This is a genomic window from Stutzerimonas azotifigens DSM 17556, assembly GCF_000425625.1.
GTDB classification, from domain to species: Bacteria; Pseudomonadota; Gammaproteobacteria; order Pseudomonadales; family Pseudomonadaceae; genus Stutzerimonas; species Stutzerimonas azotifigens.
Window position 1 is genome coordinate 269143 of sequence record NZ_KE384409.1, and the last position, 25646, is coordinate 294788.

The window sequence follows — 25646 nt, forward strand, 5'->3', positions numbered from 1 at the left end:
CAACGCCATAAACGCCAAGATGAGGTCATTCGGCCAGCATGATCCGGATGCGCCCCTACTATCAGATGGCGACGTCCCACGGAGTAAGGGGCGAAAGACAACAAGAAGAAAATGCCACGCAAGGACCGCTCATGATCGACGCTTGTCCCGCTTCATCCGTCCGTCTTGTCGTACTCTCGAGAAACGAATCGCTGGTACGTTCCGTCCGCCGCCATCTGCATGCCCGAACCCACTACGCCCTGGCCCACAACGGCTCGGTGCAGCCGGGCTGCGGCAACTGCGAGCTGCTGCTGTTCGATTCGAGCAGCTTCCCCCTGGAGGAATGCTTCGAACTGCTCCGGCAACTGAGCGGCACCGCCATTGCGCTGATCAATACCTCGCCGGAACGCGCCCGCCGGCTGATCGAGAAGGCGCCCTCGATCAAGGCCGTGTTCTACCCGGACGCCGCGCCGGAGCACTTCGTCCAGGGCGTGAAGACCGTTCTCGACGGGGGCGACTGGTTGCCGCGCGCCCTGCTGGAAACGCTGGTCCAGCACTATCGCCAGGTGGTGCACAGCAGCCAGGCGCTGGACGAGCTGTCGACGCGCGAGCGGCAGATCATGCTGCTCGCCGGCAAGGGCCTGTCGAACGCCGCCATCGCGGCGAAGCTGCACCTGAGCACCCACACGGTCAAAAGCCACGTCCACAACGCCCTGCGCAAGCTCGGCGCGACCAACCGCGCCCAGGGCGCCGCCATGGTGCTCGGCCATTCCTCGGAGTCCGCCTCATGAGACCTTCGGTCATCGGCGCGCTGCTGGCCCTGCACCTGCTCGCCCCGGGCGCTCGGGCCGCGGAGCCGGAGCTGCAGGGCCTGGTCACCAACAGCACGGTTTCGCGCACCGGGCAGGCGTTCTACCGCAGCTTCTGCGAGCGGCTGGGCGACATCGGCCCGCTGGACTTCAACCTGGCGGTCAAGGAGCGCCCCTCGGCCCACTGGGGAATCCTGCTCTGGGTCGAGTTCGGCAACGCCATGCTGTATCGCCGCTTCCTCCAGCCGAACGTCGCGGACATGCGGGAAATCGCCCATGCCGCCGCCGACCAGGTCGTCGAGCAGGTGAACCGCGCCCGGGTGCAAGCCCTTTTCCAAGACACCTTCGACCTCGCCAAGGATGAGCTATGACACGCACGACCACCCGCACGGGACTGCTGCTCGCACTCCTGCTCAGCCACGCCGCCGGCGCCACCGAACTGGTCTACACGCCGGTGAACCCCTCGTTCGGCGGCAGCCCGCTCAACGGCGCCTGGCTGCTCGGCAACGCCCAGGCGCAGAACGACCACAAGGACCCGGACGCACTCGACCGCTCCTCGCTGACCGGCACCTCGGCGCTCGACCGCTTCACCAGCCAGTTGCAGTCGCGCCTGCTGTCGCAGCTGCTGAGCGACCTGGGCAGCGCCAACACCGGCTCGCTGACCACCGATGACTTCATCATCGACATCCTCAACGACTCGGGAAATCTCAGCGTGGTGATCACCGACCGGCTGACCGGCGAGGTGTCGGAAATCGTCGTCAACGGCCTGGGCGCCATCAACTGAGCAGGGAGCGCTCGCACATGAACAAGGTCATTCTCGCCCTCGCCGTACTGGCGACGCTGCAGGGCTGCTCGGTGCGCGAACCGATGCCGGCCGACGCCGAGGCGCCGCGCCTTACCCCGCGCACCTCGAGCTATCAGGATCTGCTCCAGCTGCCACGCCCGAAGGGCCGGCTGGTCGCCGCCGTGTACGGCTTCCGCGACCAGACCGGGCAATACAAGCCGAGCCCGGCCAGCTCGTTCTCCACCGCCGTGACCCAGGGCGCCGCCAGCATGCTGGTCGACGCCATGCAGGCCAGCGGCTGGTTCATCGTCCTCGAACGCGAGGGCCTGCAGAACGTGCTCACCGAGCGCAAGATCGTCCGCGCCTCGCAGAACAAGCCGGACGTACCGGCCAACATCGCCGACGACCTGCCCTCCCTGCTGGCCGCCAACCTGATCATGGAAGGCGCCATCGTCGCCTACGAGACCAACGTGCGCAGCGGCGGCGCCGGCGCACGCTACCTGGGCATCGGCCTGTCGCAGGAGTACCGGGTCGACCAGGTCACGGTGAACCTGCGCGCGGTGGACGTTCGCAGCGGCCAGGTGCTGGCCAACGTGATGACCACCAAGACGATCTACTCCATCGGTCGCAGCGCCAACGTCTACAAGTTCGTCGAGTTCAAGGAGCTGCTCGAGGCCGAGGCCGGCTACACCACCAACGAGCCGGCGCAGCTGTGCGTGCTCTCGGCGATCGAGGCGGCCGTCGGCCATCTGGTCGCCCAGGGCGTCGAGCGTCGCCTGTGGCAGACCGCCGACAACAGGCCGTCCGAGCAGAGCTCGCTGGCGAAATTCCTAACCCCACCGGCTGCCGACTGATCGTCGAAACGAAGCGCACTTTCAATCCTTCGATGGATTTGCGCCCGGCCCGCCACGGGCACCATGCCAGTACGACAAGAACAGGAGCCCCCCAACGAACACGGACGTTCACCCAGCCCCCGGCCTGCCTTCCCGCCTGACCGCGGCCGGCGCTCGACTGCACCGATCCTGCCGAGCGCCGGTTTCCTCTTTTCCCTTCATGACACCGGCGCCTGCCATCCGGCCCTTTCAATCGTTGGATGGATGCCGCGGCCGAAACACGCTCGGCACGATGGCTGTCATAACAATGTCAATAAGAAGGGGTTACCCCATGAAGCGGCCGAGATGGAATGCCTATGGGTTGCTGCTGGTCAGCGTTGTGCTCGTCTGCAGCATGGTTTTCACCCGAGTCGCCAACGATGTGCTGGATAGCCTCGATGCGGTGGACGCCAGCCCGGTGGATAGCGGGCGGCATCTGAGCCCCCTGCCCCTGGAGCCGGGGCGCTTCGCTGCGCTCGCCGAGCTGCGGCTGATCGACGAAAACGAGCGCCCGGACAGCCTGGCGGATCTGGCCCGCCAGGGGCTCGGGCAGATCCTGGCGCAGTCGCTCGATACGCGGCTGTGAGGGGCCGCGACGCGCGGCCAGCTAGACCATGTTCAACGGTTGCTTGCGGGTCGGCGGCGGGAAGGCGTCGTCGAGTATCGCCAGCTCCTCCTCGCTCAGGCGGAGCTCGGCCGCCGCCGCGTTGGCCCGCAGGTGCTCGGCATTGGCCGCCTTCGGGATGACGATCAGCCCCGGCTGGCGCAGCTCCCAGGCCAGCGCGACCTGCGCCGGCGAGGCACCCTGGCGGCGGGCGACCTCGAGCAGCGCGGGGTGACGCAGCAGGCTGCCGCCCTCGCCCAGCGGACAGTAGGCCATCACCGGCATGCGCCGCGCCTGGCACCAGGGCAGCAGGTCGTACTCGATGCCGCGCTCGGCCGGGTTGTAGAGCACCTGGTTGGTCGCGCAGTGTTCCACGGCGGGCAATTCCTGCATGTCGTCGACATCGAAGTTGGAGACGCCCCAGCGGCGGATCTTGCCCTGTGCCTTCAGCCGCTCGAAGGCCTCCACCGTTTCGGCGAGCGGATGCAGGCCGCGCCAGTGCAGCAGGTAGAGGTCGATGCAGTCGGTGCCGAGCCGGCGCAGGCTGCGCTCGCAGGCCTGCGGGACACCCGCGCGGCTGGCGTTGTGCGGGTAGACCTTGCTGACGATGAAGACCCGCTCGCGGCGGTTGCGGATCGCCTCGCCCACCACCTCCTCGGCGCCGCCTTCGGCGTACATCTCGGCGGTGTCGATCAGGGCCATGCCGTGCTCGATGCCGAGCTGCAGCGCGGCGACCTCCTGCCTGCGCCGCGCCGGGTCCTCGCCCAGGTGCCAGGTGCCCTGGCCGATCACCGGGACGGGCGTGCCGTCGGCCAGTTCGAGGCGGCGCATGTCAGGGTTCCTCCGTTCGGTTGGGTTCGACCCAGGGATCATAGGTCCCGAAACTCCACAGGTGACCTTCCAGGTCGCGGCAGCTGAAGCCGCGGCCGCCGTAGTCCTCGTTCTTCAGCTCGACGACGATCTCCGCGCCGGCCGCCTTGGCCTGGGTGTAGAGCGCGTCGGCACTGCTGACGATCACATAGATGCTCTGCGTGGACAGGCCGCCGGCCTGGTCGGGGTGGGTCATCAGCCGCCCGGCGGCCGAATCGCTCATCGGCCCGAGCATCAACATGCCGTTGCTGCCGAAGGTGAGCTGCGCGTGCAGGATGCCCGCCTCGCTGTCGGAATACACCTGTTGCGGCTCGAAGCCGAAGGCCACGCGCAGCCAGTCGATGGCCTTGGGGACGTCGCGGTAGCGCAGGCAGGGAATCAGGTTGGCCTGCGTATGCTTGCTGAGGGTCGGCATGGAAGCTCCTTGTGCGAGAGACGGATGCTTCATCGTTCCGACAGCATAGGACGGCAAAAGGCTCTGCGGGAATTCACCCTCATCCGGCCCTGCGGGCCACCTTCTCCCGAGGGGAGAAGGGAAAGCCGGTGGCTGCCCGTAGGAGCGAGCTTGCTCGCGAACACGGCCTGCACGGCAGCACAGCCTGTGCCGAAACACCCCCTCTCTCCTCCGGGGAGAGGGCTGGGGTGAGGGGCCGGCCGCCCCGCGCCGCGCTACTGCCGCCGATCCAGAGCCATGCCTCGGTATGTCGTGGGCTGAAACGGAGCGCCGCCCGCGGCCCACCCTACGGCGCTGCCGGCCTGGGCTTCCTGCAGAAGCAGGCCATTCCCCTGGCTGGGACGGATCAGGCGCTCATGCGCGCGGTGACCTCGCCAAGCTCGCCGGACAGCCTGTGCAGGTGCGCGCTGGCGCTCTCGGTGCGTTCGACGTCGCCCTGGTTGGCACCGGCGATGGCGGTGATCTCGGTGAGGTTCTGCGAGATGTCCTCGGCCACCGCCGTCTGCTCCTCGGCCGCGGTGGCGATCTGCCGGTTCATGTCGCGGATGGATTCGACCGCCAGGGTGATGCTGTGCAGCACCTCGCTGGCCTGGGTCACCTGCTGCACGCCCTCGTCGCTGCGCGCCTGCCCGGTCTCGATGGCGCGCACCGCGGCTTCCGCGCCGCCCTGCACCGTCTCGATGATCTGGTTGATCTCGGCGATCGAGGCGCCGGTGCGCTGCGCCAGCGAGCGCACCTCGTCCGCGACCACGGCGAAACCGCGCCCGGCCTCGCCGGCGCGAGCGGCCTCGATGGCCGCGTTGAGCGCCAGCAGGTTGGTCTGCTCGGCGATGCCGCGAATCACCTCCAGCACCTTGCCGATCCGTTCGCTGTCGCCTTCCAGGCGGCGGATGACCTCGGCGGTGCTGGCGATGTCCGCGCGCATGTCGGTGATGGTGCGCACCGTCACCTGCATGAAGCGCTCGCCGTCCTGGGCGGAACGGTCGGCCTCGTCTGCCGCCTGCGCCGCGCTCGCCGCATGCCGTGCGACTTCCTGCGCGGTGGCGGACATCTCCTCGGTGGCAGTCGCCACCTGGTCGGTACGCTCGAACTGCTCGCGGCTGCCCTCGGCCATGCGCGTGGCGATGGCGTTCAGCTCGCCGCTGGCCTGGTCCAGCTCGGCGGTGCTGTGCTGCAGGCGGCTGAAGGTGTCGGCGAGGAAATCGCGCAGGGTATTGGCCGCCGCCGCCAGGCGGCCCAGTTCGTCCTGCCGGGTGCTGTCGACGCGCTCGCCGAAGCGTCCGCGGCTGAGCTGGGCGACGTGTTCGATCATCTGGCGAATGGGCGCGACCACCTTGTGGTCGATCAGCCAGACGGCCAGCAACGCCACCAGCACGCTGGCGACGAGCATGAGCAGGGTGCCGAACAGGTTGACGCGCTGCACCGAGGCGGCGATGACGGCCGAATCGGCTTCGGCCTGCTGGCGCAGGGTTTCCACCAGCCGGCTCATCTGCTCGCTGGCGGCGCGATCCACGCCCTTGACCGCATTGTCGCCGGCCACCGGATCGGCGCCGGCGGCGACGAAGGCATCGCGCCCCTGGCGGTAGGCGGTGCCGAGCGCGCGGTGCTCGGCCTTGAGCGTCTCGACCTGGGCATGGATGGCCGGGGCGAGCGCCGGCAGCTCGGCCAGTTCGCCGAGCGTCTGCTGCACCAGCCGCTCCTGCGCCTCGAACTGCCCCCAGTAGCGGGCCATGGCGTCGGAATCCTTGCCGCGCAGCAGAACGTTCTTCCATTCCTGGACCTGGATCTTGAATTCCAGGTTCGCCCGGTCGATGCGCTGGACGGCCTTCAGCGGCCCGTCGACCAGGCGCCGATAACCGTCGAGCTCTTGGGAAAGGAACTGGAACGCGGTCAGACCGATGACCAGCACCAGCAGCAGGCTGCCGCCGAGCAGGGTCAGGATCTGGGCACGGAGGGATGTCTTGAGCATGAATTGCCTCGAAAGAACGGGCCCTGCGCATCGGCATGCAAGCCGTGGACATCCTGTCCCATCACCTCGATGGTGCGCTGTTGCCCGCCTATCGGCCCGCCAGCGGCGTTCTTGAGCGTTTTGCGACAGATTTCACAAAATGTTCATTTCCGCCACCAGCACACGTACCAGTTCCGCCGCCGGCAGCCTGCGCGCCAACGGTGCGCCCTGCCCGGCCCATTCCACGGCGAAGTCGGAACTGCCGGCGGCCGATGCGGCCGAGACCAGTGCCTTGGCGGCGTCGTAGCAGATGGGATAGTCCGGCAGCGCGGGCGCCCCGGGAGCGGCGAGCGTGGTGAACAGCCGGTTGCTCATGCCGCGGGCCGGACGCCCGGAAATCGCCGCGCTGATGGTGGTGCGATGGCCGCGCGGGCCGGTCAGCGCCGCCCGGTGGTGGTCGCTGGCGGAGGACTCCGGGCAGCCGATGAAGGCCGTGCCCATCTGCACGCCCGCCGCGCCCAGCGACATCGCCGCGGCGATGCCCTGTCCGTCCATGATGCCGCCGGCGGCCAACACCGGCAGTCGCGAACGGGCGGTCAGCAGCCGCACCAGCGCCAGGGTGCCGATCCCGGCATCGCCCTGCTCCGGCTCGAACACGCCCCGGTGGCCGCCGGCCTCGATGCCCTGCGCGACCAGCACGTCCACCCCGGCGGCCTCGGCGAGTTCGGCCTCGGCCGGCGTGGTGACGCTGGCCAGCAGGACGATGCCGGCCCGCTTCAACCTGGCGATCCAATCCTGCGGGGGCAGGCCGAAATGAAAGCTGACCACCGCCGGCCGCAGCGCCAGCAGCAGGTCGAGCATGTCCGGGTCGTCGAGGAAACTGCGGTAGCCCTCCTTCAGCGTCGCCGGCGGCGTGGCGCCGAATTCGGCGAACAAGGGCGCGAGAAACGCCAGCCAGGCCGCCTCGCGCGCCGGGTCGGCCTCGGCCGGGCGGTGGCAGAACAGGTTGACGTTGAACGGCCGGGAGGTCAGCGAGCGGGTCTTCTCGATCATCGCCCGCACCTGCTCGACCGAGCTGGCGCCGATGCCGATCGAACCCAGCGCACCGGCATCGGAGACCGCCGCGGCCAGCGCCGGCGTGGACACGCCGACCATGGGCGCCTGGATGATCGGGTGCTCGATGCCGAGCAGGCGGGTGATGGCGTGTCGCATGGTCCGTCCTCGTCCGTTGGTGTCGTTGCGGCCCATGCTAACGCGGCGCCGCTATTGCACCCAGTGCGGATAGAAATCGGATGGCGGAGCTGGCTCGGCAACGGCGGCGGCGGCGCCGAGCGGGCGCTATGCAGGCCGCATCGATGGCCAACTGATCGCGCACCGGCGACACCGCGATGGGCGCGCCGCAGCCCGAGCGGCTGCTGGAAGCCGCCGGGATCTGGGCGCCGCGGCCTGTCACGTCTCGTCGGGGATATCCGCCTCGACCAGCCCGGCCAGCTGCTGCAGCGACTCCTGCCAACCGAGGTAGCAGGCCTCGGGGGGAATCACGTCCGGCACGCCTTCCTGGGTGATCTTCACCTCCGTCCCGCAGGACACCGCCCTGAGGACGACCGTCGTCTGCATGTCGCCGGGCAGGTTCGGGTCGTCGAAGCGGTCGGTGTAGACGATGCGCTCGTGCGGCACCAGCTCGCGGTATTCGCCGCCGAACGAATGGCGCGTGCCGGTGGTGAAGTTGGTGAAGGACATCCGATAGCCGCCGCCCACGCGGGCATCCATTTCATGCACCTGGCCGGTGAAGCCGTTCGGCGGCAGCCATTTGGCCAAGGCGTCCGGGTCGAGGAAGGCGCGGTAGAGGCGCTCGGGCGGCGCGCGGAAGACGCGGTGAAGGTGAATGGTGCCGGGCATGGGAGGCTCCTGTCGAAGGATGGGAAGTGGCGTTATCTGGTCGTTCGGCGACTTGGGAATTCGACAGACCGGCAAGGTTCGGGCGCATGCTGGTTTGCCGACCCGTGCATGCGGTCGCAGGCAGAGGCTGCTCCTGCAGCGGTCGTCGCAACCACGGCAGCGCCGTGCCTTTCCCTTCTCCCTGCGGGAGAAGGTGGCCCGTTGGGCCGGATGAGGGAGAGGGGCTGTCCGGTGCTGGCCGCGGCAGCGTGCCCGTCTCGTTCGCGACCTCGCTCCTACAAGGAATGCGGCGCTTCAGGGGCTCGCCCGCCCGACACGCAGGTCGAGCGCCGTCGTGTAGAAGCGCACGGCCCTGTCCAGGTCGTCGACGTCGATGTTCACCAGCAGGTCCATGCGGGACCTAGACGGGCTGCAAGGGCCGATGCGGCGCGTCGGGATAGCGCACCAGGATGGCGTCCCCCGGCCGCACGGTGCCGCCCTGGCGCACGACGCTCATGATGCCGGCCTTGCGGACGAGATTGCCATGCGCGTCGCGATCCAGCACGGCGGCCGTCAGGCCCGGCTGGTAGCCGTCCAGCTGCGCGCAGGGGTTGCGCAGGCCGGTGACCTCGAGCCGGACCTGCGGCCCGATGGCCAGCACCGCGCCCGTCGGCAACGCCAGCAGGTCGATACCCGTAGTGGTGATGTTCTCGCCCATCGTGCCCGGGCCGACGCGGAAGCCCGCCGCCTGCAGTTGCTCGACGAGCTCGTTGTGAAGCAGATGGACCTGCCGCAGATTGGGCGCGCTGGGGTCGCGCTTTACCCGCGAACGGTGCCTCACCGTCCTGCCGCGGTGGGCGTCCCCTTCGACGCCTTCGCCCTCCACGAGTCGAATGGCCTCCACCACCTCCTTGGAGAAGCGATGATTCGCCGACTGGCTGACCGATAACACCTTGCTCATGTTCGCCGTTGCCCTCGCTGACGATTGTGGAAATGGAAGGGCCCGCCGTCCTTCATTCGCGACCGCGAACGAAGTCGCCCATCCGGAAAACCGTTTTCTCTTGCAGGAAGCGCTCGAGGCCTTGCCTCGAATCGAAGCGCTCGACCAACCGCTCTGTATCACCCCTTTCATTCAACGAGGTTACCGAAAGCACGAAGCCGCTCTCTTCCCGGGTCACGGCAGCATGATGTTTCCGGTAGCCGCCCTCGACCGCCTGAACGATCGACGCCTTTACCACTCCGGCATCCAGCGCCTGGTCGAGCCTGCGATTGCGGACCCTCAGGCGTGTCTGCAGCTCCCAGGCCGACAACGCCGCGAAACCGGCCAGCACCAGCCTGAGCAGCAGCTTGAACTGCCACCAGGCCATCAGCGGTCTGCGCTCCCTTCGTTCTGCGCGGCGCCCCGTCCCGTCAGCCAGCTCACCCGCTCCTCGCGTTCTTGCAGCCTGGCGTTCGAGCGATCCATGCATCTCGGCACCAGCCCCGCCAGGTCGCCTCTGCGCCGGGGCATCTCGACATGGGCCGCCACGCGCCGGCCATCGAGGAACACCAGCACGGCGATGGCGTCGCTCATGGCGATATCCGTGTAGCGCCCGGCCTCCCAGGGGGTGCCGAGGATGGTTTCGGCGGCGGGGTCGGTGGTGTAGGGCGGCAGGACGCAGGCGCGGTCCCACGGGCCCGGTTGCAAGGCGGAGAGATCGACCGGCTGGCCGGAAGCGAGCCCTTCGGCGAGGGCATCGTCGAGTGCGGCGCGCTCGGAGCAGGCGACCAGGCTGGCCAGCACCGGCAGCCAGGCGAGTCGTCTCATGGCTCGCCCTGCCCCGGCCCGACAGCCACCCGTTCGTCGGAGCGGTAGCTTCGCTCGATGCGCGCCACCTCGACGCTGTAGTGCACGTACCAGCGGGCGGCGCCCAAACGCTGGGCGGCGAGGTGGTCGGCTTGCCGTTTCCAGCGGCGGATGTCGTCCTCGTCGTGCCAGTACGACAGGGCGATCTCGCGGTCGCCTTCGGTCACCGCCTCGAAGGCGATGCAGTTGAACGAGTCCAGTGCCAGCTGCCGCAGTTGCGCGGCGGTTTCCAGATAGGCCTCGTCGAGCGCGCGGGCCCTCGCCCTGAAGATCACCACGTGCATCTGTCCGTCCCTGCCCTGCGCCTGATGTCGCCAGAGCATAGCCGCCTCGCCGGGCGTACGGCGAGCCCGGCGGCGACCGGCAAGGCCCACGGGGATTTGAGCTAGGCTCAGGCAGGGCGGCCGGCCGACATGCCCGGTTCATTCACTACCAGAGACGGAGGACAGGATGACCACCTACAACGGAAGCTGCCATTGCGGACGCGTGGCCTTCGACGTGCAAGGCACGCTCGAGGGCGTGATGGCCTGCAACTGCTCGATCTGCCAGCGCAAGGGCATCCTGATGTGGTTCGTCCCGCGCGAGAGCCTGCACCTGCTCACGCCGGACGAGAACGCCAGCACCTACACCTTCGACAGGCACGTCGCCAAGCATCGCTTCTGCCCGGTGTGCGGCATTCACCCGTACGGCGAAGGGACCGACCCCCAGGGCAACCGGATGGCCGCGATCAACGTGCGCTGCCTGGAGGGCGTCGATCTCGCGGCGCTGCCGGTCACCGAGTTCGACGGCAGATCGGCCTAGCGGGCCGGCCCGGAGGCGGTGCTGCGCTTTCAACCGTTGGATGGATTCCCCACCGAGGATCATCACGTAAGGTCGACCCATTCCAGCAAGCAGCCGTACACGATGCCCTGACAACGGCCAGATTCGTCTCGCCCGTCAGGCAGCGGCCGGCGCTTGCCCGCAGTTCCTAAAAGCGCCGGGGCCCGGCGCCTTTGCAGTGGAAAACAGGAAGTCGTCGCACTACAACTCTAATCGATGGGGTTACACCATGAAGGTCAAAACACTGCTCGCTGCAATCATCGCCGCCTCCGCCACCGTCAATGCCTTTGCCGAGGACAACACTGCCGACGTCATCCAGACCGGTACCGACCAGGTGGCCTCTGTCACCCAGGGCGGGACAATGCTCTGGGGGCAGGTCCGGCAAGAGGGCCAGGCCAACAACGCCGCCGTGACCCAGGTGGGATCGGAGTGGAACAACGCCCTGGTGGATCAATCGGGAACGGCCAACCAGAGCGCCATCACCCAGGTGGACAGCAGCGACACCTGGGCCCATACGGTTCAGTCGGGCGAGACCAACCTTGCCTCGGTCTATCAGACCGGCTACTACCAGGACGTGCTTGTCACCCAGGACGGCGTTGCGAACCAGGCCCACCTCGAGCAGGCCGGAGAGTTCCAGAAGGCCGTGGTCGACCAGTCCGGCACGGGGAACTACACCGCCCTCAACCAGGCAGGCGCGGCGAACGAAGCCTATATCACCCAGAACGGCGCGGGTAACCAGGCCTACGTCAACCAGGAAGTATTCGTGAACATTGCCGACATCGACCAGGACGGTGAAGGCAATATCGCCATCGTCAACCACCTGGGCTCCTACAACGTGGTCGACGTCGTGCAGGCAGGCATCGCCAACGTGGCAAACGTCACTCAGAGCAGCGGCATGGGCGATTACGCTTCGGTCATGCAGAGCGGTACCGGCAACCTGGCCATCGTCTCGCAGCAGTAAGCTCATCCAGCCCAGGGACTGCCGGCCTTGCGCCGGCAGTCTCGTTCGGGTCCCGGGATCGTCCGCCCGGCCGTCGAACTCGGCGGCGCCCCGCTAGCCGCTGACCTGCCCGAGCGCCTGGGCGATGGCGTCCTTCACCGCCTCGGAATCGGTCGGCCGCACCACCCGCGCCAGCTCCTGGCCATGGCGGACGAACACCAGCGTCGGCCACAGCTTGACCCGATAGCTGCGCCCCAGCGGGCGGCCCTGGCCGTCCTCGATCTTGATGTGGTCGATCTGCGGATACTCGGCCAGCGCCCGCTCCACGTGCGGTACGGCCGCGCGGCAGTGCCCGCACCAGTTGGTGCCGAAATCCAGCACGGTGATGTCGTCGCGCGCATCGACCTGCGCGCGGGTGATGGTTTCGGGTTTGTACAGCTCAGCCATGGTCGCCTCCTCTCTTGTCCTTTATCGACCCCGAGCCCGGCCGGCCGATCCCTGCCGGCCGCCGACGGTCGCATCCCGAGGCGCTCAGCGCCTGACGTGAACGATCACCTTGCCGCGCACGTGGCCGGTCTGGTTCAGGCGGAAGGCGTCCGGCAGCTGCTCGAGCCCGAAGGTCTGCGCCACCGGCACCTCGAGCCGGCCCTGCGCGGCCATGTCGGCCAGCACCTGCAGCTCGTCGCCGCTGGGCCGCACCCACATGTACAGGCCGTCGGCCTGCTTCACGCCGTCGTCGACGATGGAGCCGTGGCGGCCGCCGTCGCGCAGCACCGCGCGGGTGACGTCCAGCACGCCGCCGACGAAGTCGGCGACCAGGTCGAAGCCTTCCGGCACCAGCGCCTGCAGGGTTTCGGTGAGCCCCTCGCCATAGGCCACCGGCTCGATGTCGAGCGAGCGGAGGAACTCGTGGTTGCGCGGCGAGGCGGTGCCGAACACCCGCGCGCCCAGGTTGCGCGCGATCTGCGCGCCGAGCACGCCGACCCCGCCGGAAGCGGCATGGATCAGCACCGTCTCGCCCTGGCGCAGGCCCAGACGCGACAGCAGCTGGTAGGCGGTCAGCCCGGCCAGCGGAAGGCCGGCGGCCTGGTCCCAGTCCAGCCCCTCGGGCTTGCGCGCCACCGCGCGGACCGGGACGGTGACGTATTCGGCGAAGGTGCCGCCGTGCACGAAGTCCTTGCGGGCGTAGGCCATCACCTCGTCGCCCACCTGGAACTCGGGGGTGTCCAGGCCCACGCTCTCCACCGTGCCGGTCACGTCCCAGCCGGGAATGACCGGGAACACGGCCTGCATCAGGCCGTCGAGCTTGCCGGCCATCAGCTTCCAGTCCACCGGGTTGACCGCGGCGCTGTGCACCTGGATGCGCACCTCGCCGGGCCCGACGCGCGGCATCGGCTGCTCGGTCAGCTGGAGTACGTCGGGATCGCCGTAGCGATCGTAGGTCATCGCTTTCATGCAGGACTCCTCGAAATGGCGAGGCCGAACGGCCGCGCGTCGAATCGTCCTGATTGGGCCGGCAACCCGGCCCGGAGGTTCACTGCTGAATGACAGTGGCGGTGTTGCCGACACCCTGTTGCAGGATAGTGGCGATGTCGTTACCGGCCATCGAGACGGACGTCTGCACGATGCTGGCGCTGTTGCCGTCGCCCAGCTGGGTCAGCGACGCGCTGGCTCCGAAAGCATACTGCAGCACGTCGGCCAGGTTCTCGTTGCCCTGCTGGAGGATCGCCAGCTCGGTGAAATCCTGGCCCTGCGACACGGTCACCCGGTTGTCGTTGCCATACGAGCCGCCGGTCAGTTCCCCGGAGCGGCTGTACTGGTCGATGTCGGCGACGTTGCGCTCGCCCTGCTGGGTGAACGTGAGGGTGGCCGGCCCGCCACTCTGCTCGAGGTCCGCCAGGTTGTCGTTGCCGGTCTGGGTGAAGGTGACGGTGCCGGTGTGGTAGCGCCCGGCGACCTGCAGCAGGTCGATCTGGTTGCCGTTGCCGGTCTGGGTCAGGTAGGCGTCGCCACCGTACGGAAAGGTCTGCTGCAGCAGGCCGATGCGGTTGCCGTCGCCGACCTGGAGCGTAGTTGCGCCGCCGAAGCCGAGCTGCTGCGCCTCCAGCTGGTTGCCGTTGCCGATCGCGGTCGCGTTCAGCTCGTTGGCGTAGTACTGCTGGACGACCACGAAGCGGTTGCCCGTGCCCTCCTGGTAGAGGATGGCACTCGAGCCATTGCCGGAGTCCTGCGCGAGCTGGACGCCGTTGTCGACGCCGACCTGGGTCACCTGGGCGATCTGCCCGACGGTGCTGCCGGGACCACCGTCGTTGGACTGGTCGATCGTGACCTGGTTGTCGCTGCCGGCCTGGTGGATGCGGGCGTCGTTGTGGACGTCCTGCTGGGTGACGCTGGCCCGGTTGTTTTCGCCTGACTGTTCGATCTGCAGGGAATTGTCTTCGGCCTGTGCGGCGGTGGCGCACAGCAAGGCGACCAGGGAGGCGCAAAGCGGCTGACGAGTCATGGGGAACACTCCTTTGCTGGGCCGCCGCGCCCCCTGATGGAGGCGCGGCGGCATGCGATGGCACTACGCGATGATTCTGGCCATCTCCCCGCTTCGCTCGCCATCCGCCGCGCGGTGTAGCCTGGCGTCCACCAAGGCGCCCGACGGCTTAATGCCTGGGTGCGAAACCGCGTGCCAGAGCGCGGTGACTGCAAAGACAAATGGAGCCGGTCGAGCCGACGAACGGGCGGCCACGCCCGCCGTCAGGGCGCTACTGCTGGATCACGGTCGCGACGTTGCCGGAGCCCTGCTGCAGGATGGCGGCGAAGTCGTTGCCGGTGAACGAAGCGCTGTTGTTCTGCAGCACGCTGGCCTGGTTGAAGTCGCCGAACTGCTGGACCGAGGCGGTGACGTCATAGGCGGCCTGCTCCACGTCGGCCAGGTTGCCATTGCCCTGCTGCACGACATTCGCCTCCGGACCGTCGAAGTTCTGGCGAATGACCACTTCGTTGTCGTTGCCGGTCGAGCTGCCGGTGATCACGCCGCTCCGCGTGGACTGCTCGATGTCGGCGCTATTGCGATCCCCGACCTGGGCGAACTCGAGGCTGTTGAAGCCTCCTCCCTGGTAGAGGGTGGCCTGGTTGTCGTTCCCGACCTGGTCGAACTCGGTGACGCCCGTGTAGTAGCGGCCGCCCGTGTACTGCCGCAGGTCGATCTGGTTGCCGTCGCCGGTCTGCGTCAGGAAGGCGGTACCACCGTACGCTTCGGTTTGCTGAAGGATGCCTATGCGATTGCCATTGCCCATCTGGACAGTGGTGGCCTGGCCGAAACTGAGCTGGTCGGCATCCAGCCGGTTGTCGTTGCCGATGGCGGTGGCATCGAGGTAGTTGGCGTATCCGGACTGGTCGACGACGAAGGTGTTGCCGGTGCCTTCCTGGTAGATGATCGCCTGCGAGCCGTTGCCACCGTGCTGGGCCAGGTCGAGCGCATTGTCCGCTCCGGTCTGGGTGACCTGCGCGGTATGCCCGAAGCCTTCGTTCTCCTGGAGGATCGAGACCCGGTTATCCATTCCGGTCTGGCTGACGGTCGCCTGGTTGTCGACGTCGTACTGGATGACGACGGCTTCGTTGTCCATCCCGTCCTGCTCGATCTGCTGGAAATTGTTCTCGGCCTGCGCGGCAGCGGCGAACAGCAACGCGGCGAAGGAAATGCATAGCGGCTTGCGGATCATGGCGACACTCCTTTGCTTGAACGGCCACGCGGCAGGCCCGGAGCGGCCTGCCGGCGACGGCCGTGAGGTGGGCATGACAAGTGTGTGCGCCAGCACTCGCGCCTGGTATCCATCCGCGGATGTAGGCGCCCGCCCGGAAGTCCCGCGAACGGATTTAAGCCTGTATGCAAGGCCGCCCGAAAACCGCGCGCTAGAGCGGGCGGCCCGCGATCGCCGAAACGGAGGCAGCCGACGAAAGGACTACTCCGCCGTGACCGTTCGTCGACGGGGCTCACGGCTGCGAGGCAACCTCATCGTTTCCGCGCGATCCGGTCGCCAGCGCTGCATACCGGCCACTGGCCAACCCGATGGCCGGGAAAAGAAAAACGAGAAATCGCTATACATCCTCGCGCAACCGCGTAAAGTGGCCGTCACTGCTCTGCAGCTGTTACTGCGTACCCGGCTTGATGTTTTGATTCTGTCGTTCCATCTCCTCGGTCGTTTTCACTTTTGCAAATCAGTCCCGACCTGTTTCCCAGCGTCGGCGCTCATTTATTTCCTTGGAGACTCAAAACATGTCGACTCGTCAATCCGGTACCGTGAAGTGGTTCAACGATGAAAAAGGCTTCGGCTTCATCACTCAGCAGGATGGCCCGGACCTCTTCGTTCACTACCGCTCGATCGAAAGCGCCGGCTTCAAGAGCCTGGCCGAAGGTCAAGCCGTGACCTTCAACGTCGTCAAGGGCCAGAAAGGCCTGCAGGCCGATCAGGTCCAGATCGTCTAAGCGCCTCCCGGCGTCGAAAAAGCCCCGCTCGTCGGGGCTTTTTTATTGCGCGCCCGTTTCCCCCGGGCCTTCGGGCACCCCGGCCTTCGGCACTCGCCCTGGGCTCCCTCCGAGGTATCGCCGTGATCGGCTATCGCACCCGTCTGCAGACCGTCATGGTCGGCGACATGCAATTCGAAATTCAGTCGCTGCTCGACCCCGAGCAGTACCACGACCCCGACGGGGTGGCCGCCCGCCTCGGAATCGATGCGGACAACTGGGCGCTGTTCGGCCAGGTCTGGCCATCGTCGATGATTCTGGCCGAGGCCCTGCTGGAGATGGACCTCGTCGGCAAGACGGTGCTCGAACTGGGCGCGGGCCTGGCCCTGGCCAGCCTGGTGGCCCAGCGCCGCGGCGCGCAGGTGATCGTCAGCGACTACCACCCGCTGATTCCCACCTTTCTCGAAACCAACGCCCAGCTCAACGGCATGCGCCCGCTGCGCTACCGTGCCGCCAACTGGTCGTCCGCGCTACCGGAACTCGGCCGCTTCGACCTCATCATCGGCAGCGACCTGCTCTACCACGGCAGCCACCCGCGCGCGCTGGCCAACGCCATCGACTATTACTCGACCGACCAGGTGCAGGTGCTCATCGTCGACCCGGATCGCGGCCACGCGCGCCAGTTCTGTGCGGAGATGGACGAGCTGGAGTATCGCCTCGAGCGCAGCAGCGCCAGCCGGCAGCTGGGCAATGGCGAACCCTACCGCGGCAGCCTGCTGCGCTTCACCCGCGATGACGACGCGCTGCCGGAATTTTCCGGCCGGGCGGCCTGAGCGCCAGGCTTCCCTCATCCGGCCCTGCGGGCCACCTTCTCCCGGAGGGAGAAGGGAAAAGGCCGCGAACGGGGCCTGCAACCGCCTGCCGACCCAATGCCGGACCAGCCCCTCAGCCTTCGCGCACCAGCCGAATACGGGTGATTTCCGACGGCGCGCCGTAGCGCAGCGGCGGGCCCCAGTAGCCGGTGCCGCGGCTGATGTAGACCTGCAGGTTGCCCGCACGCTGCAGCCCGGCGACCCACGGCTGCTGCCAGCGCACCAGGTGCATCCACGGCCAGAACTGCCCGCCGTGGGTGTGCCCGGACAGTTGCAGGTCGTAGCCCAGGTCGAGCGCCGCCAGGGCGGAGACCGGCTGGTGGGCCAGGAGGATCTTCGGCGCCCCCAGCGGCGCGCCCATCAGCGCCGCCGCCGGGTCGCTGCGATGCGTCGGCTCGAAATGATGGGCCGAATGGTCGGTGACCCCGGCCACCACCAGATCGGCGCCCTCGTGGCGCAGGCGCACGTGCTCGTTGAGCAGCACCGGCAGGCCGAGCCGCGCCAGTTCCATGACCCAGGGCCCGGCGCCGGCGTAGTACTCGTGGTTGCCGGTGACCACGAAGGTGCCGTGGCGCGCCTCCAGTTCCGCGAGCGGGGCGATCTGCTCGCGCAGCGCCTCGACGCTGCCGTCCACCAGGTCGCCGGTGATCGCGATCAGGTCCGGCTGCAGCCGGTTGACCCGGTCCACCACCGCCTGCAGGAAGCCGCGGCGGATGGTCGGGCCGATGTGCAGGTCGCTCAGCTGGACGATGCTGAAGCCCTGCAGCCCGGCCGGCAGGCCGGGCAAGGCGATCTCGCGCTCGACCACCCGCGGCACCCGCCGTGCATTGACCAGGCCGTAGAGCGTGAGCACGGCCACCGCCACCACCACGGCGAGGGCCGAACCCTGCGTCAGCGCCGGCGAGTCGTGGCCGAACAGCCACAGCACCGCCAGCGCCCAGGCCCGCAGTAGCGACAGCACCACCAGGCTGGAAAACACCCCCATCGCCAGCAGCCCGGTCCAGGCCAGCCAGCGCCGCCCGCCCGGCGGGCGCACGCCGAGCGGCATCAGCACGGTGGAGGCGGCCAGATAGAGCCATGCCAGCCAGCGGCCGAAGGCGTTCAGCGGCAGGTCGGGGACGAGCGTGATGGCCACGAACAGGTGCAGCAGCGCGAGCAGCGCCACGATGGTCAAGCGAGTACGCATGGAGTCGCCTTGTCGATGCAGTCGGAGGGGTGCCGGTGCGCGGCGGACGGTCCGTTACTGCCGGCGCCGTGCCGGAGCATTTCTCGCGCCGTTTAGGCCGGGGGCCTGGCACGAGGCGGACCAGTCCGACCATTTGCGCTCGTTCCTCACCGGAAGTCCAGCCTGTCCCTGCCCCGCCCGCCTGCCAGCACCGCCCTCAAGCCGCTGCCGTGCCCCTGCTGCTCAGCGAAGCGTTGACGGGGGAGATCGAGCAGGCGCAGGGCGCCCCGGCGGGGACGCCCTGCGCGAGGGGCGTCAGGCCGCGCCGCGGGTGTTCGCCCGCTCGCGCTCCTGCTCCTGCAGCAGCCGCCACATGAGCTTGCCGGTGGGCGACTTGGGGATGGCGTCGACGAACTCGACCAGCTTCGGGCACTTGTAGGCGGCCATCTGGCCCTGGCACCACTGCATCACGTCCTCGGCAGTGGTCTGCTCGAAGCCCGGCTTGCGCACCACCACGGCCTTGACCGTCTCGCCGCGGCGTTCGTCCGGCGAGGAGATGATGCACACCTCGTGGACCGCCGGCATGGCGTACATCATGGACTCTACCTCGGCCGGCCAGACCTTCAGGCCCGAGGCGTTGATCATCCGCTTGACCCGGTCGACCAGGAAGAAATAGCCCTCCTCGTCGTAGTAGCCGAGGTCGCCGGAGCGGAAGAAGCGCTTGCCTTCCAGCTCGATGAAGGCTTCGGCGGTAGCGTCCGGGCGGTTCCAGTAGCCGCGGAACACCTGCGCGCCGTTCATGACGATCTCGCCAGTCTCCTTCGGCCCCAGCTCGCGGCCGGTGTCCGGGTCGATCACTCGCGAATCCACCCCGGTGATCGGGATGCCCAGGCACTGCGCCTTGGGCGCCTGCGGCGGGTTGATGTGGGTGGCCGCCATGGTCTCGCTGAGGCCGTAGCCCTCGTGGTACTTGAGCCCGGAGGTCTGCTCCAGCTTGGCCGCGATCGCCGCCGGCATGGCCGCCCCGCCGCCGCCGATGCCCTGCAGGCTGCCGAGGTCGTAGCGGTCGAGTTCCGGGGCGGAGAGCAGGTCGACCACCATGGTCGAAATGTTGCGCCAGGAGGTCACCTGATAGCGCTGGATCAGCTCGAGGGCGACGCGGCGGTCCCAGCGGGTCATCAGCACCGCGGTGCCGCCGACGTAGATGCAGCTGTTCAGGCACGACTGCATGCCGGTCACGTGGTACATCGGCAGGCAGATCAGCTGCACCTGGCTGGCCTGTTCGCTGTTCCACACCGGCGTGTAGACGGCGGTGGCCATCACCGAACGATGGGTGTGCATGCAGCCCTTCGGGTTGCCGGTGGTGCCCGAGCTGTAGGGGATCACGCAGAGGTCTTCCGGGCCGGCGGTGACCGGGCCGGGCTGGTGGCCGGCGGCGAGCGCCTGTGCCCAGGTGTGCAGCCCGATGCCGGTGAGCGGCTGCAACGGCGCGGCGACGGCCTCCGGCAGCGGCAAGCCGGTGGGCTGGCTCAGGTACTCGGAATAGGCGGTCACCACGGCGTGCTTGAGGGCGGTCCGGCCGACGTGCGGCTCGATGCACTCGAACAGTTCCTGGGCGCAAAGCGCGGCCACCGCGCCGGTATCGCCGATCAGGTATTCCAGCTCTGCGGTTCGGTTCATCGGGTTCACCGGCACCACCACCGCGTTGGCCCGCAGGATGGCGTAGAAGCCGATGATGAACTGTGGGCTGTTCTGCATGTACAGCAGCACCCGATCGCCGGCCTGCACGCCGAGGTGCTGCAGGTAGCCGGCCATGGCCGTGACCTGGCGATCCAGCTCGGCGTAGGTGATGGGCGAGTCGTAGTAATGGATGGCCACTCGCTGCGGATAGCGCAGCGCCGAAACGGCCAGGTTGTGATAGACGCTGGTCTGCGGGAGATAGAGGAATTTTGGCACCTTCTCGGGCCAGACCGAGTAATGACGCTCGAACATGCTGCCGTCCTTTTCTTGTCAGGCCTCGGCGAAGCGGCACCGCCGAAGCGTTATTGTCTGGATGAAGCGGGCGAAACGCGGCCGGCCAGGCCGTCGCGGTTCACTGCGACCTCGGGCTGACTGCACCCTTTCGGGTATAGGCGAAGGCGTCCGACGTTGCCAATGCCCTACTTTGCGAAACAGGGTTTCACCAAGCACGTTTATAAACCGCAATTGAGAACCTGTGTACCGCTTTCGTTCGGAGGCAGTCGACCGCATGTCGGGTTGCCCGAGGCTCTTTGTGCAGGGAAAGCAGCCGGCAAACGCTCCCTCACCCCTGGCCCCTCTGCCGTGGGGAGAGGGGGACCAGCCGGCGCGGGGCCTCACGCTCACGGCATTGCCCGCCCCCTCGCCCTTCGGAGAAGGGGGGAGCCGGCGCGGGGCCCTGAGCCTACGCGTGACCGCTCCCTCTCCCTCCGGGAGAGGGCTGGGGTGAGGGAGATTGCCGTTGCACTGCGCGAGCCTTTACGCGAACCCGCCATTGGCGCGGATCACCTGGCTGTTGACCCAACCCCCGTCCGGGCCGGCGAGGAAGGCCACCACGGCGGCGATCTCCTCCGGCGTGCCCAGCCGCTGCAGCGGCGCCTGCTGGCGGATCTGCTCGATCTGCGCCTCGCTCTTGCCGTGCAGGAAGAGCTCGGTCGGCACCGGCCCCGGCGCCACGGCGTTGACGGTGATGTCGCGGCCGCGCAGCTCGTTGGCGAGCACGTGCACCAGCCCTTCCACGCCGGCCTTGGAGGCGATGTAGGGCCCGTAGCTGGGGAACGCCTTGGCGATCACGCTGGTGGACAGGGCGACAATGCGCCCGCCCGCCGCCACGTGCCGGGCGGCCAGCCCGAGCACCACGAAGGCACCGCGCAGGTTGGTGCGAATCACCGCGTCGAAGCCTGCCATGTCCAGGTCGGCCATCTTCAGGTAGGGCATGCTGCCGGCGTTGTTCACCACCACGTCGATGCGGCCGAAGGCGTCCCTGGCCTGCGCGAACAGGCGGGTCATGTCGTCCGGCTCGGCGACGTCCCCCTGCACCGCGAGGGCGCGACCGCCCGCGTCGCCGATCATCGCCAGCACCTCCTCGGCGGCCGCGCGGTTGCCGGCATAGTTGATCACCACGGCGAAGCCGTCGGCGGCCAGGCGCAGGGCGATGGCCCGGCCGATGCCGCGCGAGCCGCCGGTGACAATGGCGGTCTTTGTCGTGTCGTTCATGCAGGCTCCCTCTATGCAAAGTCGGATGCGCCGCGATGTGGCGGTCGCGCAGATGCAGCGGTCCAGGCCGCGCTACAGCGCCTCCAATTCCTCGAGCGTGACCGTGTCGGCGAGCATGCCGAGCAGGCGCATGGAGTCCTGGTGGTCCTCATCGGTGGCGGCCGCGCAGGCCGATTCGAGGATCAGCACCTGGTAGTCGCGGTCATGCGCGTCGCGCACGGCGCTCTGCACCGCCATCGCCGAACTGACCCCGGCGATCACCACGCGCTCGATCTCGCGGGCCCGCAGCGCGGCGTCCAGCTCGGTGCAGTAGAAGGCGTTGACCCGCGGCTTGATCACCACCAGGTCGGCCTTTCCGGCGTCCAGCTCCGGGTGGAATTCCATGCCCGGGCTGCCCATCTCCAGCACGCCCTTCTCGTGCGCCTGGCCGAACAGCTTGGAGCGCTTCGGCTGGTTGGCATAGCCCCTGGCGAAACCGACCTTGACCAGAACCGAAAGCCAGCCCTTGCGCTTGGCGATGTCCAGTGCACGGTTGGCGTTGGCGATCACCCCGCGCTGCGCGACCTGCTCGGCCGCCGCGGCCATCTTGCCGTCGGGATGGGTGATGTCGACGATGTAATCCAGGCCGATGAATGCGGTGTTCATGCGTCCCTCCTGCGGATTGGAGTGTGGGATTTCGGCCGCGGCGCGACCGGCCTTTGCGTTTGAACGCACGCGGCCGGGAGATTCGCCACCGCACATCGCCTGCCGGCAGTCGCAGCCTTCAGCCGGCCAGGACCGCGATCAGCGTTCCCACCACCAGCGCCGCCAGCGCGGCCGCTCCGGCCAGCAGCTTGCCCACCGTCGCCGAACCCATTCCGGTGGCCTTGCCTGCGGCGCGCTCGCCGAAGCGGCCCTCGGCGCGCGCCAGCCCCTCGACCGGGTGGTAGAGGTTGTCCGGGCGGCCCGGCCGCTCGTCCTCGGCGGTGAGCTGGCCGTCCCAGGCCTGCCTGGCCATCATTCGGTCGAGCACGCCGGGCAGGACCATGTTGCCGAGGATCGCCTGGAACGCCGCCTTGCCCAGCCACAGCTCGCGCGGCGCCTCGCCCGCCGCGCGCAGAATGGCCCGCGCGGCCACCTCCGGCGTATGGATCGGCGGCACCGGCTGCGGGCGCTTGCCGACGGTGTTGCGCGCCCAGTCGAACTGCGGCGTGTTGTGCGCCGGCAGCTGGACCATGGTCACCCGCACCCTGCTCCGGTCGTGGATCAGCTCGCAGCGCAGCGAATCGGTGAAGCCGCGGATGGCGAACTTGGCGCCGCAATAGGCCGCCTGCAGGGGAATCGCCCGGTAGCTCAGCGCCGAGCCGACCTGCACGATGGTGCCGCGGTCGCGCTGGCGCATGTAGCGCAGGGCCGCCAGGGTGCCGTGCACGACGCCCATGTAGGTGACGTTGGTGACCTGGCCGATGTCCTTCGCCTCGAGCGTGGCGATCGGCCCGAACAGGGTGACCATGGCGTTGTTGACCCACACCCCGATCGGCCCCAGCTCGCGCTCGATGCGCTCGACGGCGCGGTCCACCGCCTCGGCATCGGCCATGTCGGTCTGGATCGCCAGCACCCTGGCGCCCAGGCCCTCGAGCTCGGCGCGGGTATCGGCCAGGCCCTGTTCGCCTCGCGCCAGCACGGCCACCCGGTAGCCCGCACGGGCGAAGGCGACGGCGGTCGCCCGGCCGACGCCGGCGGTGCCTCCGGTGATCACGGCGGTCTGTTCGGTCATTGGTCACCTGAGTGGTCAGCGCTTCCCTCGGCCTGCGCAACGGGCCAGGCCACCGGCGGCCGCCCGTCGCCGGCACCGGAACGGTCGAAAGGCGTAACGGGCGAGCCTGTTAGAACCGACCCGGGCGCTGGAAACGAGTTCAGGTCCGCATGCCGATCGACCGGCGAAACGAAAAAGGCCATGGAGCGTACTCCATGGCCTTTGCTCTACACCCGCCGGGCGCCGGTCAGGCCTTCTTCTTGCCTCCCACGGCCTTGCCCGAGCCAAGGTCGGCACCGGTGATCGGATCGATGGAAGGATCCGACTTGGTGCGCTTGGCCATCTGCTCGACGACCTTCTTCTCGCCGGTGGCGAGCTTCACGCTCGGCATGCCGTCGCCGCCGTCAACCGCCGGCTGCGGGTTCTCCACGTACTCCCACTCGGGCCCCTCGTTCCACGGACCGCGCATGTCCCCTTCGCCCTGGGACATGCTGAAGTACACGTTGGTGAACTCCGGCACCGGCGGCAGCTTGCCCTGCGGGAAGTTCGGCTGCAGCGAGTGCAGCGCCTTCTCGAACGACTTCTGGTGAGCAATCTCGCGGGTCATCAGGAATTTCAGCGCGTCCTTGATGCCTGGGTCGTCGGTGATGTTGATCAGCCGCTCGTAGACGATCTTCGCGCGCGCCTCGGCGGCGATGTTCGAGCGCAGGTCGGCGGTCGGCTCGCCGATGGTGTCGATGTAGGCCGCGCTCCAGGGCACGCCGCCGGAGTTGGTCAGCGGGGTGCCGCCGCCGTAGAGCACCTGGGTGACGTGCGAGTCGTTGCCGGCGCCGGTCAGCGAGCGGTACAGCTCGGCCTCCGCCTCGACGCCCTCGGCCATCTGGCCCTTGGCCCCCTTGTTGAGCATGCCGACGATCGAGCCGATCACCTCAAGGTGGCTCAGTTCCTCGGTGGCGATGTCCATCAGCATGTCCTTGCGGCCTGGGTCGTCCTCGGCCAAGGCCTGGGTGAAGTAGCGCATGGCCGCCGCCAGCTCGCCTTGCGGCCCGCCGAACTGTTCCAGCATCAGGTTGGCCAGCCCCGGATTGGGCGCCGACACCCTCACGGTGTACTGAAGTCGTTTGTTATGGACGAACATGATGTTCTCCTGTTCAGAAAATTCTCAGTCCCTATTCGTAACTCCTTGACTCCTTTGGACCAGACCGAGCCGACTGGCCCGGCCGAGCACTCCCGAATGGCGCTCAGAAGATGGAGAAGGACGCCCGCCAGCCCGTTCCGGCATGAATATCTATCACTACGAAAGATTTTCTCTATCGAAGCCCGACAGCCCTTGAACCACGCGGGTTGTACGGATTCCTATCTAGCAGGGGCCTTTTCCCCATCCGATGGAAGGTCTTGATGAGCGAGCCCGCGCACCTCTGGCAGCTGAGCCTGCAGGCCTATCTGGAGCGCACCGGCACCGGGGGCGCGGCGCCGGGCTGCGGGCCGGCGGCAGCGCTGACCCTGGCCACGGGGCTGGCCCTGGTGACCAAGGGCCTGCACCTGGCCCGGGCGCACCAGGAGACGCCGGAACGGACGGCCCTGCTCGAACGGGCCGCAGCGCTGCAGGACCGCCTGGCGCAACTGGCGGACGACGATGCGCAGGCCTTCGCCGAGTACCTGCAGGCACGCCGCGAACGGGCCTCGGGGGACGCCCTCACGGGCGAGCTGCGCCATGCCACTCGCCGGACCTGCGCCGTTCCCCTGGCCACCGCGCACGAAGGGCTGGAGGCACTCGGCCTGGCCCTGGCCGCCTGGCCGGAAACGACGACGGAACTGCAGAGCGACACACTGGCCGGGGCCCTGCTGATCCACGCCGGCATCGGCGCCGCGCTGATCGGCGTGGAGGCCGACCTGAAGGCGTTGGACGAGGCCACCGAACGGGAGCAGGCGGCACGGGCGCGCGACCATGCCCGCGAGGAAGCCGACCGTTGCCTGGCTGAATTGCGGAGGCGTGCGGGAGTGGCCTGAGGGCCGGTGCACGTCCCCTCACCCCCCGCCCTCTCCCCGCTGGGGAGAGGGGGCTGGTCTGCGCGGGCCGCGAGCGCGTGCCAGGTGGTCGCAGGCAGAGCCTGCTCCTACAGCTGTACGTCGAAGCCAAAGACGCGCGCTTTCCCTTCTCCACCCGGGAGAAGGTGGCCCGCCAGGGCCGGATGAGGGAGGCCGGCACCGGAACTCCTGTGGAGCGGTCTCGACCGTGAACGACCCGGCGTCGAGGCCGAAGCCTGTCAATCGATCTCCAGCCTGACCCAGGTCGGCGCGTGGTCGCTGGTCTGCGCGGGCCGCGAGCGCGTGCCAGGTGGTCGCAGGCAGAGCCTGCTCCTACAGCTGTACGTCGAAGC

The 25646-nt window shown here is 68.3% G+C and carries 30 protein-coding genes; 10 read left to right on the plus strand and 20 right to left on the minus strand.

Features of this window, described 5'->3' with window-relative positions:
• Positions 1–131 precede the first annotated feature (131 nt).
• The 5 genes from H610_RS0113200 (at position 132) to H610_RS0113220 (ending at position 3030) form a co-directional block, all read left to right on the plus strand.
• On the plus strand, positions 132–770 hold the full coding sequence (locus H610_RS0113200) for a helix-turn-helix transcriptional regulator (protein ID WP_028240114.1): 639 nt from the start codon (positions 132–134) through the stop codon (positions 768–770).
• The gene (locus H610_RS0113205) at positions 767–1159 is read left to right on the plus strand and encodes a CsgE family curli-type amyloid fiber assembly protein (RefSeq protein ID WP_028240115.1); all 393 of its coding nucleotides are present in this window, start codon (positions 767–769) and stop codon (positions 1157–1159) included. Before H610_RS0113200 ends, H610_RS0113205 begins: the two co-directional genes overlap by 4 nt.
• Positions 1156–1572: a curli assembly protein CsgF gene (locus tag H610_RS0113210; protein WP_028240116.1), complete on the plus strand. Its 417-nt coding sequence runs from the start codon at positions 1156–1158 to the stop codon at positions 1570–1572. The genes H610_RS0113205 and H610_RS0113210 overlap by 4 nt, the downstream gene beginning before the upstream one ends.
• A gap of 17 nt (positions 1573–1589) precedes the next feature.
• Positions 1590–2426 carry a CsgG/HfaB family protein gene (locus tag H610_RS0113215; protein ID WP_028240117.1) on the plus strand — a complete coding sequence of 279 codons (837 nt, stop codon included), beginning with the start codon at positions 1590–1592 and terminating at the stop codon, positions 2424–2426.
• Between the two features lie 310 nt (positions 2427–2736).
• Positions 2737–3030, plus strand: coding sequence for a hypothetical protein (locus tag H610_RS0113220; RefSeq protein WP_152529099.1), 294 nt, complete (start codon positions 2737–2739; stop codon positions 3028–3030).
• Between the two features lie 21 nt (positions 3031–3051).
• On the opposite strand, the gene H610_RS0113225 is transcribed toward H610_RS0113220, so the two are convergent.
• The 10 genes from H610_RS0113225 to H610_RS0113270 all read right to left on the minus strand — a co-directional run bounded on the left by H610_RS0113225 (position 3052) and on the right by H610_RS0113270 (position 10367).
• Positions 3052–3879: an aldo/keto reductase gene (locus H610_RS0113225; protein WP_028240119.1), complete on the minus strand. Its 828-nt coding sequence runs from the start codon at positions 3877–3879 to the stop codon at positions 3052–3054.
• 1 nt (position 3880) lies between these two features.
• On the minus strand, positions 3881–4333 hold the full coding sequence (locus H610_RS0113230) for a VOC family protein (RefSeq protein ID WP_028240120.1): 453 nt from the start codon (positions 4331–4333) through the stop codon (positions 3881–3883).
• A 385-nt stretch (positions 4334–4718) separates the two neighbouring features.
• Positions 4719–6341 (minus strand): methyl-accepting chemotaxis protein, encoded by a 1623-nt coding sequence (locus tag H610_RS0113235; protein ID WP_028240121.1) that lies wholly within the window; start codon positions 6339–6341, stop codon positions 4719–4721.
• Between the two features lie 132 nt (positions 6342–6473).
• The gene (locus H610_RS0113240) at positions 6474–7532 is read right to left on the minus strand and encodes an NAD(P)H-dependent flavin oxidoreductase (protein WP_028240122.1); all 1059 of its coding nucleotides are present in this window, start codon (positions 7530–7532) and stop codon (positions 6474–6476) included.
• Positions 7533–7769: 237 nt separating this feature from the next.
• A complete protein-coding gene (locus H610_RS0113245; protein ID WP_028240123.1) occupies positions 7770–8219 on the minus strand; it encodes an SRPBCC family protein in 450 nt (149 codons plus the stop codon).
• 294 nt (positions 8220–8513) lie between these two features.
• Entirely contained in the window at positions 8514–8612 is a 99-nt protein-coding gene (locus H610_RS24945; protein ID WP_043238554.1) for a VOC family protein, read from the minus strand.
• A 7-nt stretch (positions 8613–8619) separates the two neighbouring features.
• The gene (locus H610_RS0113255; protein ID WP_028240124.1) at positions 8620–9159 is read right to left on the minus strand and encodes an MOSC domain-containing protein; all 540 of its coding nucleotides are present in this window, start codon (positions 9157–9159) and stop codon (positions 8620–8622) included.
• Between the two features lie 52 nt (positions 9160–9211).
• Positions 9212–9565 (minus strand): hypothetical protein, encoded by a 354-nt coding sequence (locus H610_RS0113260; RefSeq protein ID WP_028240125.1) that lies wholly within the window; start codon positions 9563–9565, stop codon positions 9212–9214.
• Complete coding sequence (locus tag H610_RS0113265; RefSeq protein WP_028240126.1) at positions 9565–10005, minus strand: hypothetical protein; 441 nt, start codon at positions 10003–10005, stop codon at positions 9565–9567. The genes H610_RS0113260 and H610_RS0113265 overlap by 1 nt, the downstream gene beginning before the upstream one ends.
• Positions 10002–10367, minus strand: a complete 366-nt coding sequence (locus H610_RS0113270; RefSeq protein ID WP_236614299.1) for an antibiotic biosynthesis monooxygenase family protein — start codon at positions 10365–10367, stop codon at positions 10002–10004. The genes H610_RS0113265 and H610_RS0113270 overlap by 4 nt, the downstream gene beginning before the upstream one ends.
• A gap of 127 nt (positions 10368–10494) precedes the next feature.
• Here H610_RS0113270 and H610_RS0113275 point away from each other — a divergent pair, with 127 nt between their 5' ends.
• On the plus strand, positions 10495–10845 hold the full coding sequence (locus tag H610_RS0113275; protein WP_028240128.1) for a GFA family protein: 351 nt from the start codon (positions 10495–10497) through the stop codon (positions 10843–10845).
• Between the two features lie 247 nt (positions 10846–11092).
• Positions 11093–11824 (plus strand): hypothetical protein, encoded by a 732-nt coding sequence (locus tag H610_RS0113280; protein ID WP_028240129.1) that lies wholly within the window; start codon positions 11093–11095, stop codon positions 11822–11824.
• A 93-nt stretch (positions 11825–11917) separates the two neighbouring features.
• Here the strand turns inward: H610_RS0113280 and H610_RS0113285 are convergent, their stop codons facing one another.
• The 4 genes from H610_RS0113285 to H610_RS23880 form a co-directional block, all read right to left on the minus strand.
• Complete coding sequence (locus tag H610_RS0113285; RefSeq protein ID WP_028240130.1) at positions 11918–12250, minus strand: thioredoxin family protein; 333 nt, start codon at positions 12248–12250, stop codon at positions 11918–11920.
• Between the two features lie 84 nt (positions 12251–12334).
• Positions 12335–13258: an NADP-dependent oxidoreductase gene (locus tag H610_RS0113290; protein ID WP_028240131.1), complete on the minus strand. Its 924-nt coding sequence runs from the start codon at positions 13256–13258 to the stop codon at positions 12335–12337.
• A 79-nt stretch (positions 13259–13337) separates the two neighbouring features.
• A complete protein-coding gene (locus H610_RS24585) occupies positions 13338–14306 on the minus strand; it encodes a hypothetical protein (protein WP_051231735.1) in 969 nt (322 codons plus the stop codon).
• A gap of 250 nt (positions 14307–14556) precedes the next feature.
• Positions 14557–15516: a hypothetical protein gene (locus tag H610_RS23880; RefSeq protein WP_051231736.1), complete on the minus strand. Its 960-nt coding sequence runs from the start codon at positions 15514–15516 to the stop codon at positions 14557–14559.
• 554 nt (positions 15517–16070) lie between these two features.
• On the opposite strand from H610_RS23880, the gene H610_RS0113305 reads away from it, so the two are divergent.
• Positions 16071–16280 carry a cold-shock protein gene (locus tag H610_RS0113305; RefSeq protein WP_028240132.1) on the plus strand — a complete coding sequence of 70 codons (210 nt, stop codon included), beginning with the start codon at positions 16071–16073 and terminating at the stop codon, positions 16278–16280.
• A 122-nt stretch (positions 16281–16402) separates the two neighbouring features.
• Positions 16403–17092, plus strand: a complete 690-nt coding sequence (locus H610_RS0113310) for a class I SAM-dependent methyltransferase (protein ID WP_028240133.1) — start codon at positions 16403–16405, stop codon at positions 17090–17092.
• A gap of 112 nt (positions 17093–17204) precedes the next feature.
• Here the strand turns inward: H610_RS0113310 and H610_RS0113315 are convergent, their stop codons facing one another.
• The 6 genes from H610_RS0113315 to H610_RS0113340 all read right to left on the minus strand — a co-directional run bounded on the left by H610_RS0113315 (position 17205) and on the right by H610_RS0113340 (position 24403).
• A complete protein-coding gene (locus tag H610_RS0113315) occupies positions 17205–18317 on the minus strand; it encodes a metallophosphoesterase (protein ID WP_028240134.1) in 1113 nt (370 codons plus the stop codon).
• Between the two features lie 294 nt (positions 18318–18611).
• A complete protein-coding gene (locus H610_RS0113320) occupies positions 18612–20288 on the minus strand; it encodes a long-chain-fatty-acid--CoA ligase (protein WP_028240135.1) in 1677 nt (558 codons plus the stop codon).
• A 504-nt stretch (positions 20289–20792) separates the two neighbouring features.
• On the minus strand, positions 20793–21530 hold the full coding sequence (locus H610_RS0113325; protein ID WP_028240136.1) for an SDR family oxidoreductase: 738 nt from the start codon (positions 21528–21530) through the stop codon (positions 20793–20795).
• Between the two features lie 72 nt (positions 21531–21602).
• A complete protein-coding gene (locus H610_RS0113330; RefSeq protein ID WP_028240137.1) occupies positions 21603–22175 on the minus strand; it encodes a cysteine hydrolase family protein in 573 nt (190 codons plus the stop codon).
• A 118-nt stretch (positions 22176–22293) separates the two neighbouring features.
• Positions 22294–23286: an SDR family oxidoreductase gene (locus H610_RS0113335; protein WP_028240138.1), complete on the minus strand. Its 993-nt coding sequence runs from the start codon at positions 23284–23286 to the stop codon at positions 22294–22296.
• Positions 23287–23512: 226 nt separating this feature from the next.
• Positions 23513–24403, minus strand: a complete 891-nt coding sequence (locus tag H610_RS0113340; protein WP_028240139.1) for a manganese catalase family protein — start codon at positions 24401–24403, stop codon at positions 23513–23515.
• Between the two features lie 260 nt (positions 24404–24663).
• Here H610_RS0113340 and H610_RS0113345 point away from each other — a divergent pair, with 260 nt between their 5' ends.
• Complete coding sequence (locus tag H610_RS0113345; protein WP_028240140.1) at positions 24664–25275, plus strand: cyclodeaminase/cyclohydrolase family protein; 612 nt, start codon at positions 24664–24666, stop codon at positions 25273–25275.
• Positions 25276–25646 lie beyond the last annotated feature (371 nt).

What these genes read in the sequence shown, in the direction of transcription:
- H610_RS0113200 (WP_028240114.1), top strand. Translation starts at nt 132, where the DNA reads ATGATCGACGCTTGTCCCGCTTCATCCGTCCGTCTTGTCGTACTCTCG.
- H610_RS0113205 (WP_028240115.1), top strand. Translation starts at nt 767, where the DNA reads ATGAGACCTTCGGTCATCGGCGCGCTGCTGGCCCTGCACCTGCTCGCC.
- H610_RS0113210 (WP_028240116.1), top strand. Translation starts at nt 1,156, where the DNA reads ATGACACGCACGACCACCCGCACGGGACTGCTGCTCGCACTCCTGCTC.
- H610_RS0113215 (WP_028240117.1), top strand. Translation starts at nt 1,590, where the DNA reads ATGAACAAGGTCATTCTCGCCCTCGCCGTACTGGCGACGCTGCAGGGC.
- H610_RS0113220 (WP_152529099.1), top strand. Translation starts at nt 2,737, where the DNA reads ATGAAGCGGCCGAGATGGAATGCCTATGGGTTGCTGCTGGTCAGCGTT.
- H610_RS0113225 (WP_028240119.1), bottom strand. Translation starts at nt 3,879, where the DNA reads ATGCGCCGCCTCGAACTGGCCGACGGCACGCCCGTCCCGGTGATCGGC.
- H610_RS0113230 (WP_028240120.1), bottom strand. Translation starts at nt 4,333, where the DNA reads ATGCCGACCCTCAGCAAGCATACGCAGGCCAACCTGATTCCCTGCCTG.
- H610_RS0113235 (WP_028240121.1), bottom strand. Translation starts at nt 6,341, where the DNA reads ATGCTCAAGACATCCCTCCGTGCCCAGATCCTGACCCTGCTCGGCGGC.
- H610_RS0113240 (WP_028240122.1), bottom strand. Translation starts at nt 7,532, where the DNA reads ATGCGACACGCCATCACCCGCCTGCTCGGCATCGAGCACCCGATCATC.
- H610_RS0113245 (WP_028240123.1), bottom strand. Translation starts at nt 8,219, where the DNA reads ATGCCCGGCACCATTCACCTTCACCGCGTCTTCCGCGCGCCGCCCGAG.
- H610_RS24945 (WP_043238554.1), bottom strand. Translation starts at nt 8,612, where the DNA reads ATGGACCTGCTGGTGAACATCGACGTCGACGACCTGGACAGGGCCGTG.
- H610_RS0113255 (WP_028240124.1), bottom strand. Translation starts at nt 9,159, where the DNA reads ATGAGCAAGGTGTTATCGGTCAGCCAGTCGGCGAATCATCGCTTCTCC.
- H610_RS0113260 (WP_028240125.1), bottom strand. Translation starts at nt 9,565, where the DNA reads ATGGCCTGGTGGCAGTTCAAGCTGCTGCTCAGGCTGGTGCTGGCCGGT.
- H610_RS0113265 (WP_028240126.1), bottom strand. Translation starts at nt 10,005, where the DNA reads ATGAGACGACTCGCCTGGCTGCCGGTGCTGGCCAGCCTGGTCGCCTGC.
- H610_RS0113270 (WP_236614299.1), bottom strand. Translation starts at nt 10,367, where the DNA reads ATGCTCTGGCGACATCAGGCGCAGGGCAGGGACGGACAGATGCACGTG.
- H610_RS0113275 (WP_028240128.1), top strand. Translation starts at nt 10,495, where the DNA reads ATGACCACCTACAACGGAAGCTGCCATTGCGGACGCGTGGCCTTCGAC.
- H610_RS0113280 (WP_028240129.1), top strand. Translation starts at nt 11,093, where the DNA reads ATGAAGGTCAAAACACTGCTCGCTGCAATCATCGCCGCCTCCGCCACC.
- H610_RS0113285 (WP_028240130.1), bottom strand. Translation starts at nt 12,250, where the DNA reads ATGGCTGAGCTGTACAAACCCGAAACCATCACCCGCGCGCAGGTCGAT.
- H610_RS0113290 (WP_028240131.1), bottom strand. Translation starts at nt 13,258, where the DNA reads ATGAAAGCGATGACCTACGATCGCTACGGCGATCCCGACGTACTCCAG.
- H610_RS24585 (WP_051231735.1), bottom strand. Translation starts at nt 14,306, where the DNA reads ATGACTCGTCAGCCGCTTTGCGCCTCCCTGGTCGCCTTGCTGTGCGCC.
- H610_RS23880 (WP_051231736.1), bottom strand. Translation starts at nt 15,516, where the DNA reads ATGATCCGCAAGCCGCTATGCATTTCCTTCGCCGCGTTGCTGTTCGCC.
- H610_RS0113305 (WP_028240132.1), top strand. Translation starts at nt 16,071, where the DNA reads ATGTCGACTCGTCAATCCGGTACCGTGAAGTGGTTCAACGATGAAAAA.
- H610_RS0113315 (WP_028240134.1), bottom strand. Translation starts at nt 18,317, where the DNA reads ATGCGTACTCGCTTGACCATCGTGGCGCTGCTCGCGCTGCTGCACCTG.
- H610_RS0113320 (WP_028240135.1), bottom strand. Translation starts at nt 20,288, where the DNA reads ATGTTCGAGCGTCATTACTCGGTCTGGCCCGAGAAGGTGCCAAAATTC.
- H610_RS0113325 (WP_028240136.1), bottom strand. Translation starts at nt 21,530, where the DNA reads ATGAACGACACGACAAAGACCGCCATTGTCACCGGCGGCTCGCGCGGC.
- H610_RS0113330 (WP_028240137.1), bottom strand. Translation starts at nt 22,175, where the DNA reads ATGAACACCGCATTCATCGGCCTGGATTACATCGTCGACATCACCCAT.
- H610_RS0113335 (WP_028240138.1), bottom strand. Translation starts at nt 23,286, where the DNA reads ATGACCGAACAGACCGCCGTGATCACCGGAGGCACCGCCGGCGTCGGC.
- H610_RS0113340 (WP_028240139.1), bottom strand. Translation starts at nt 24,403, where the DNA reads ATGTTCGTCCATAACAAACGACTTCAGTACACCGTGAGGGTGTCGGCG.
- H610_RS0113345 (WP_028240140.1), top strand. Translation starts at nt 24,664, where the DNA reads ATGAGCGAGCCCGCGCACCTCTGGCAGCTGAGCCTGCAGGCCTATCTG.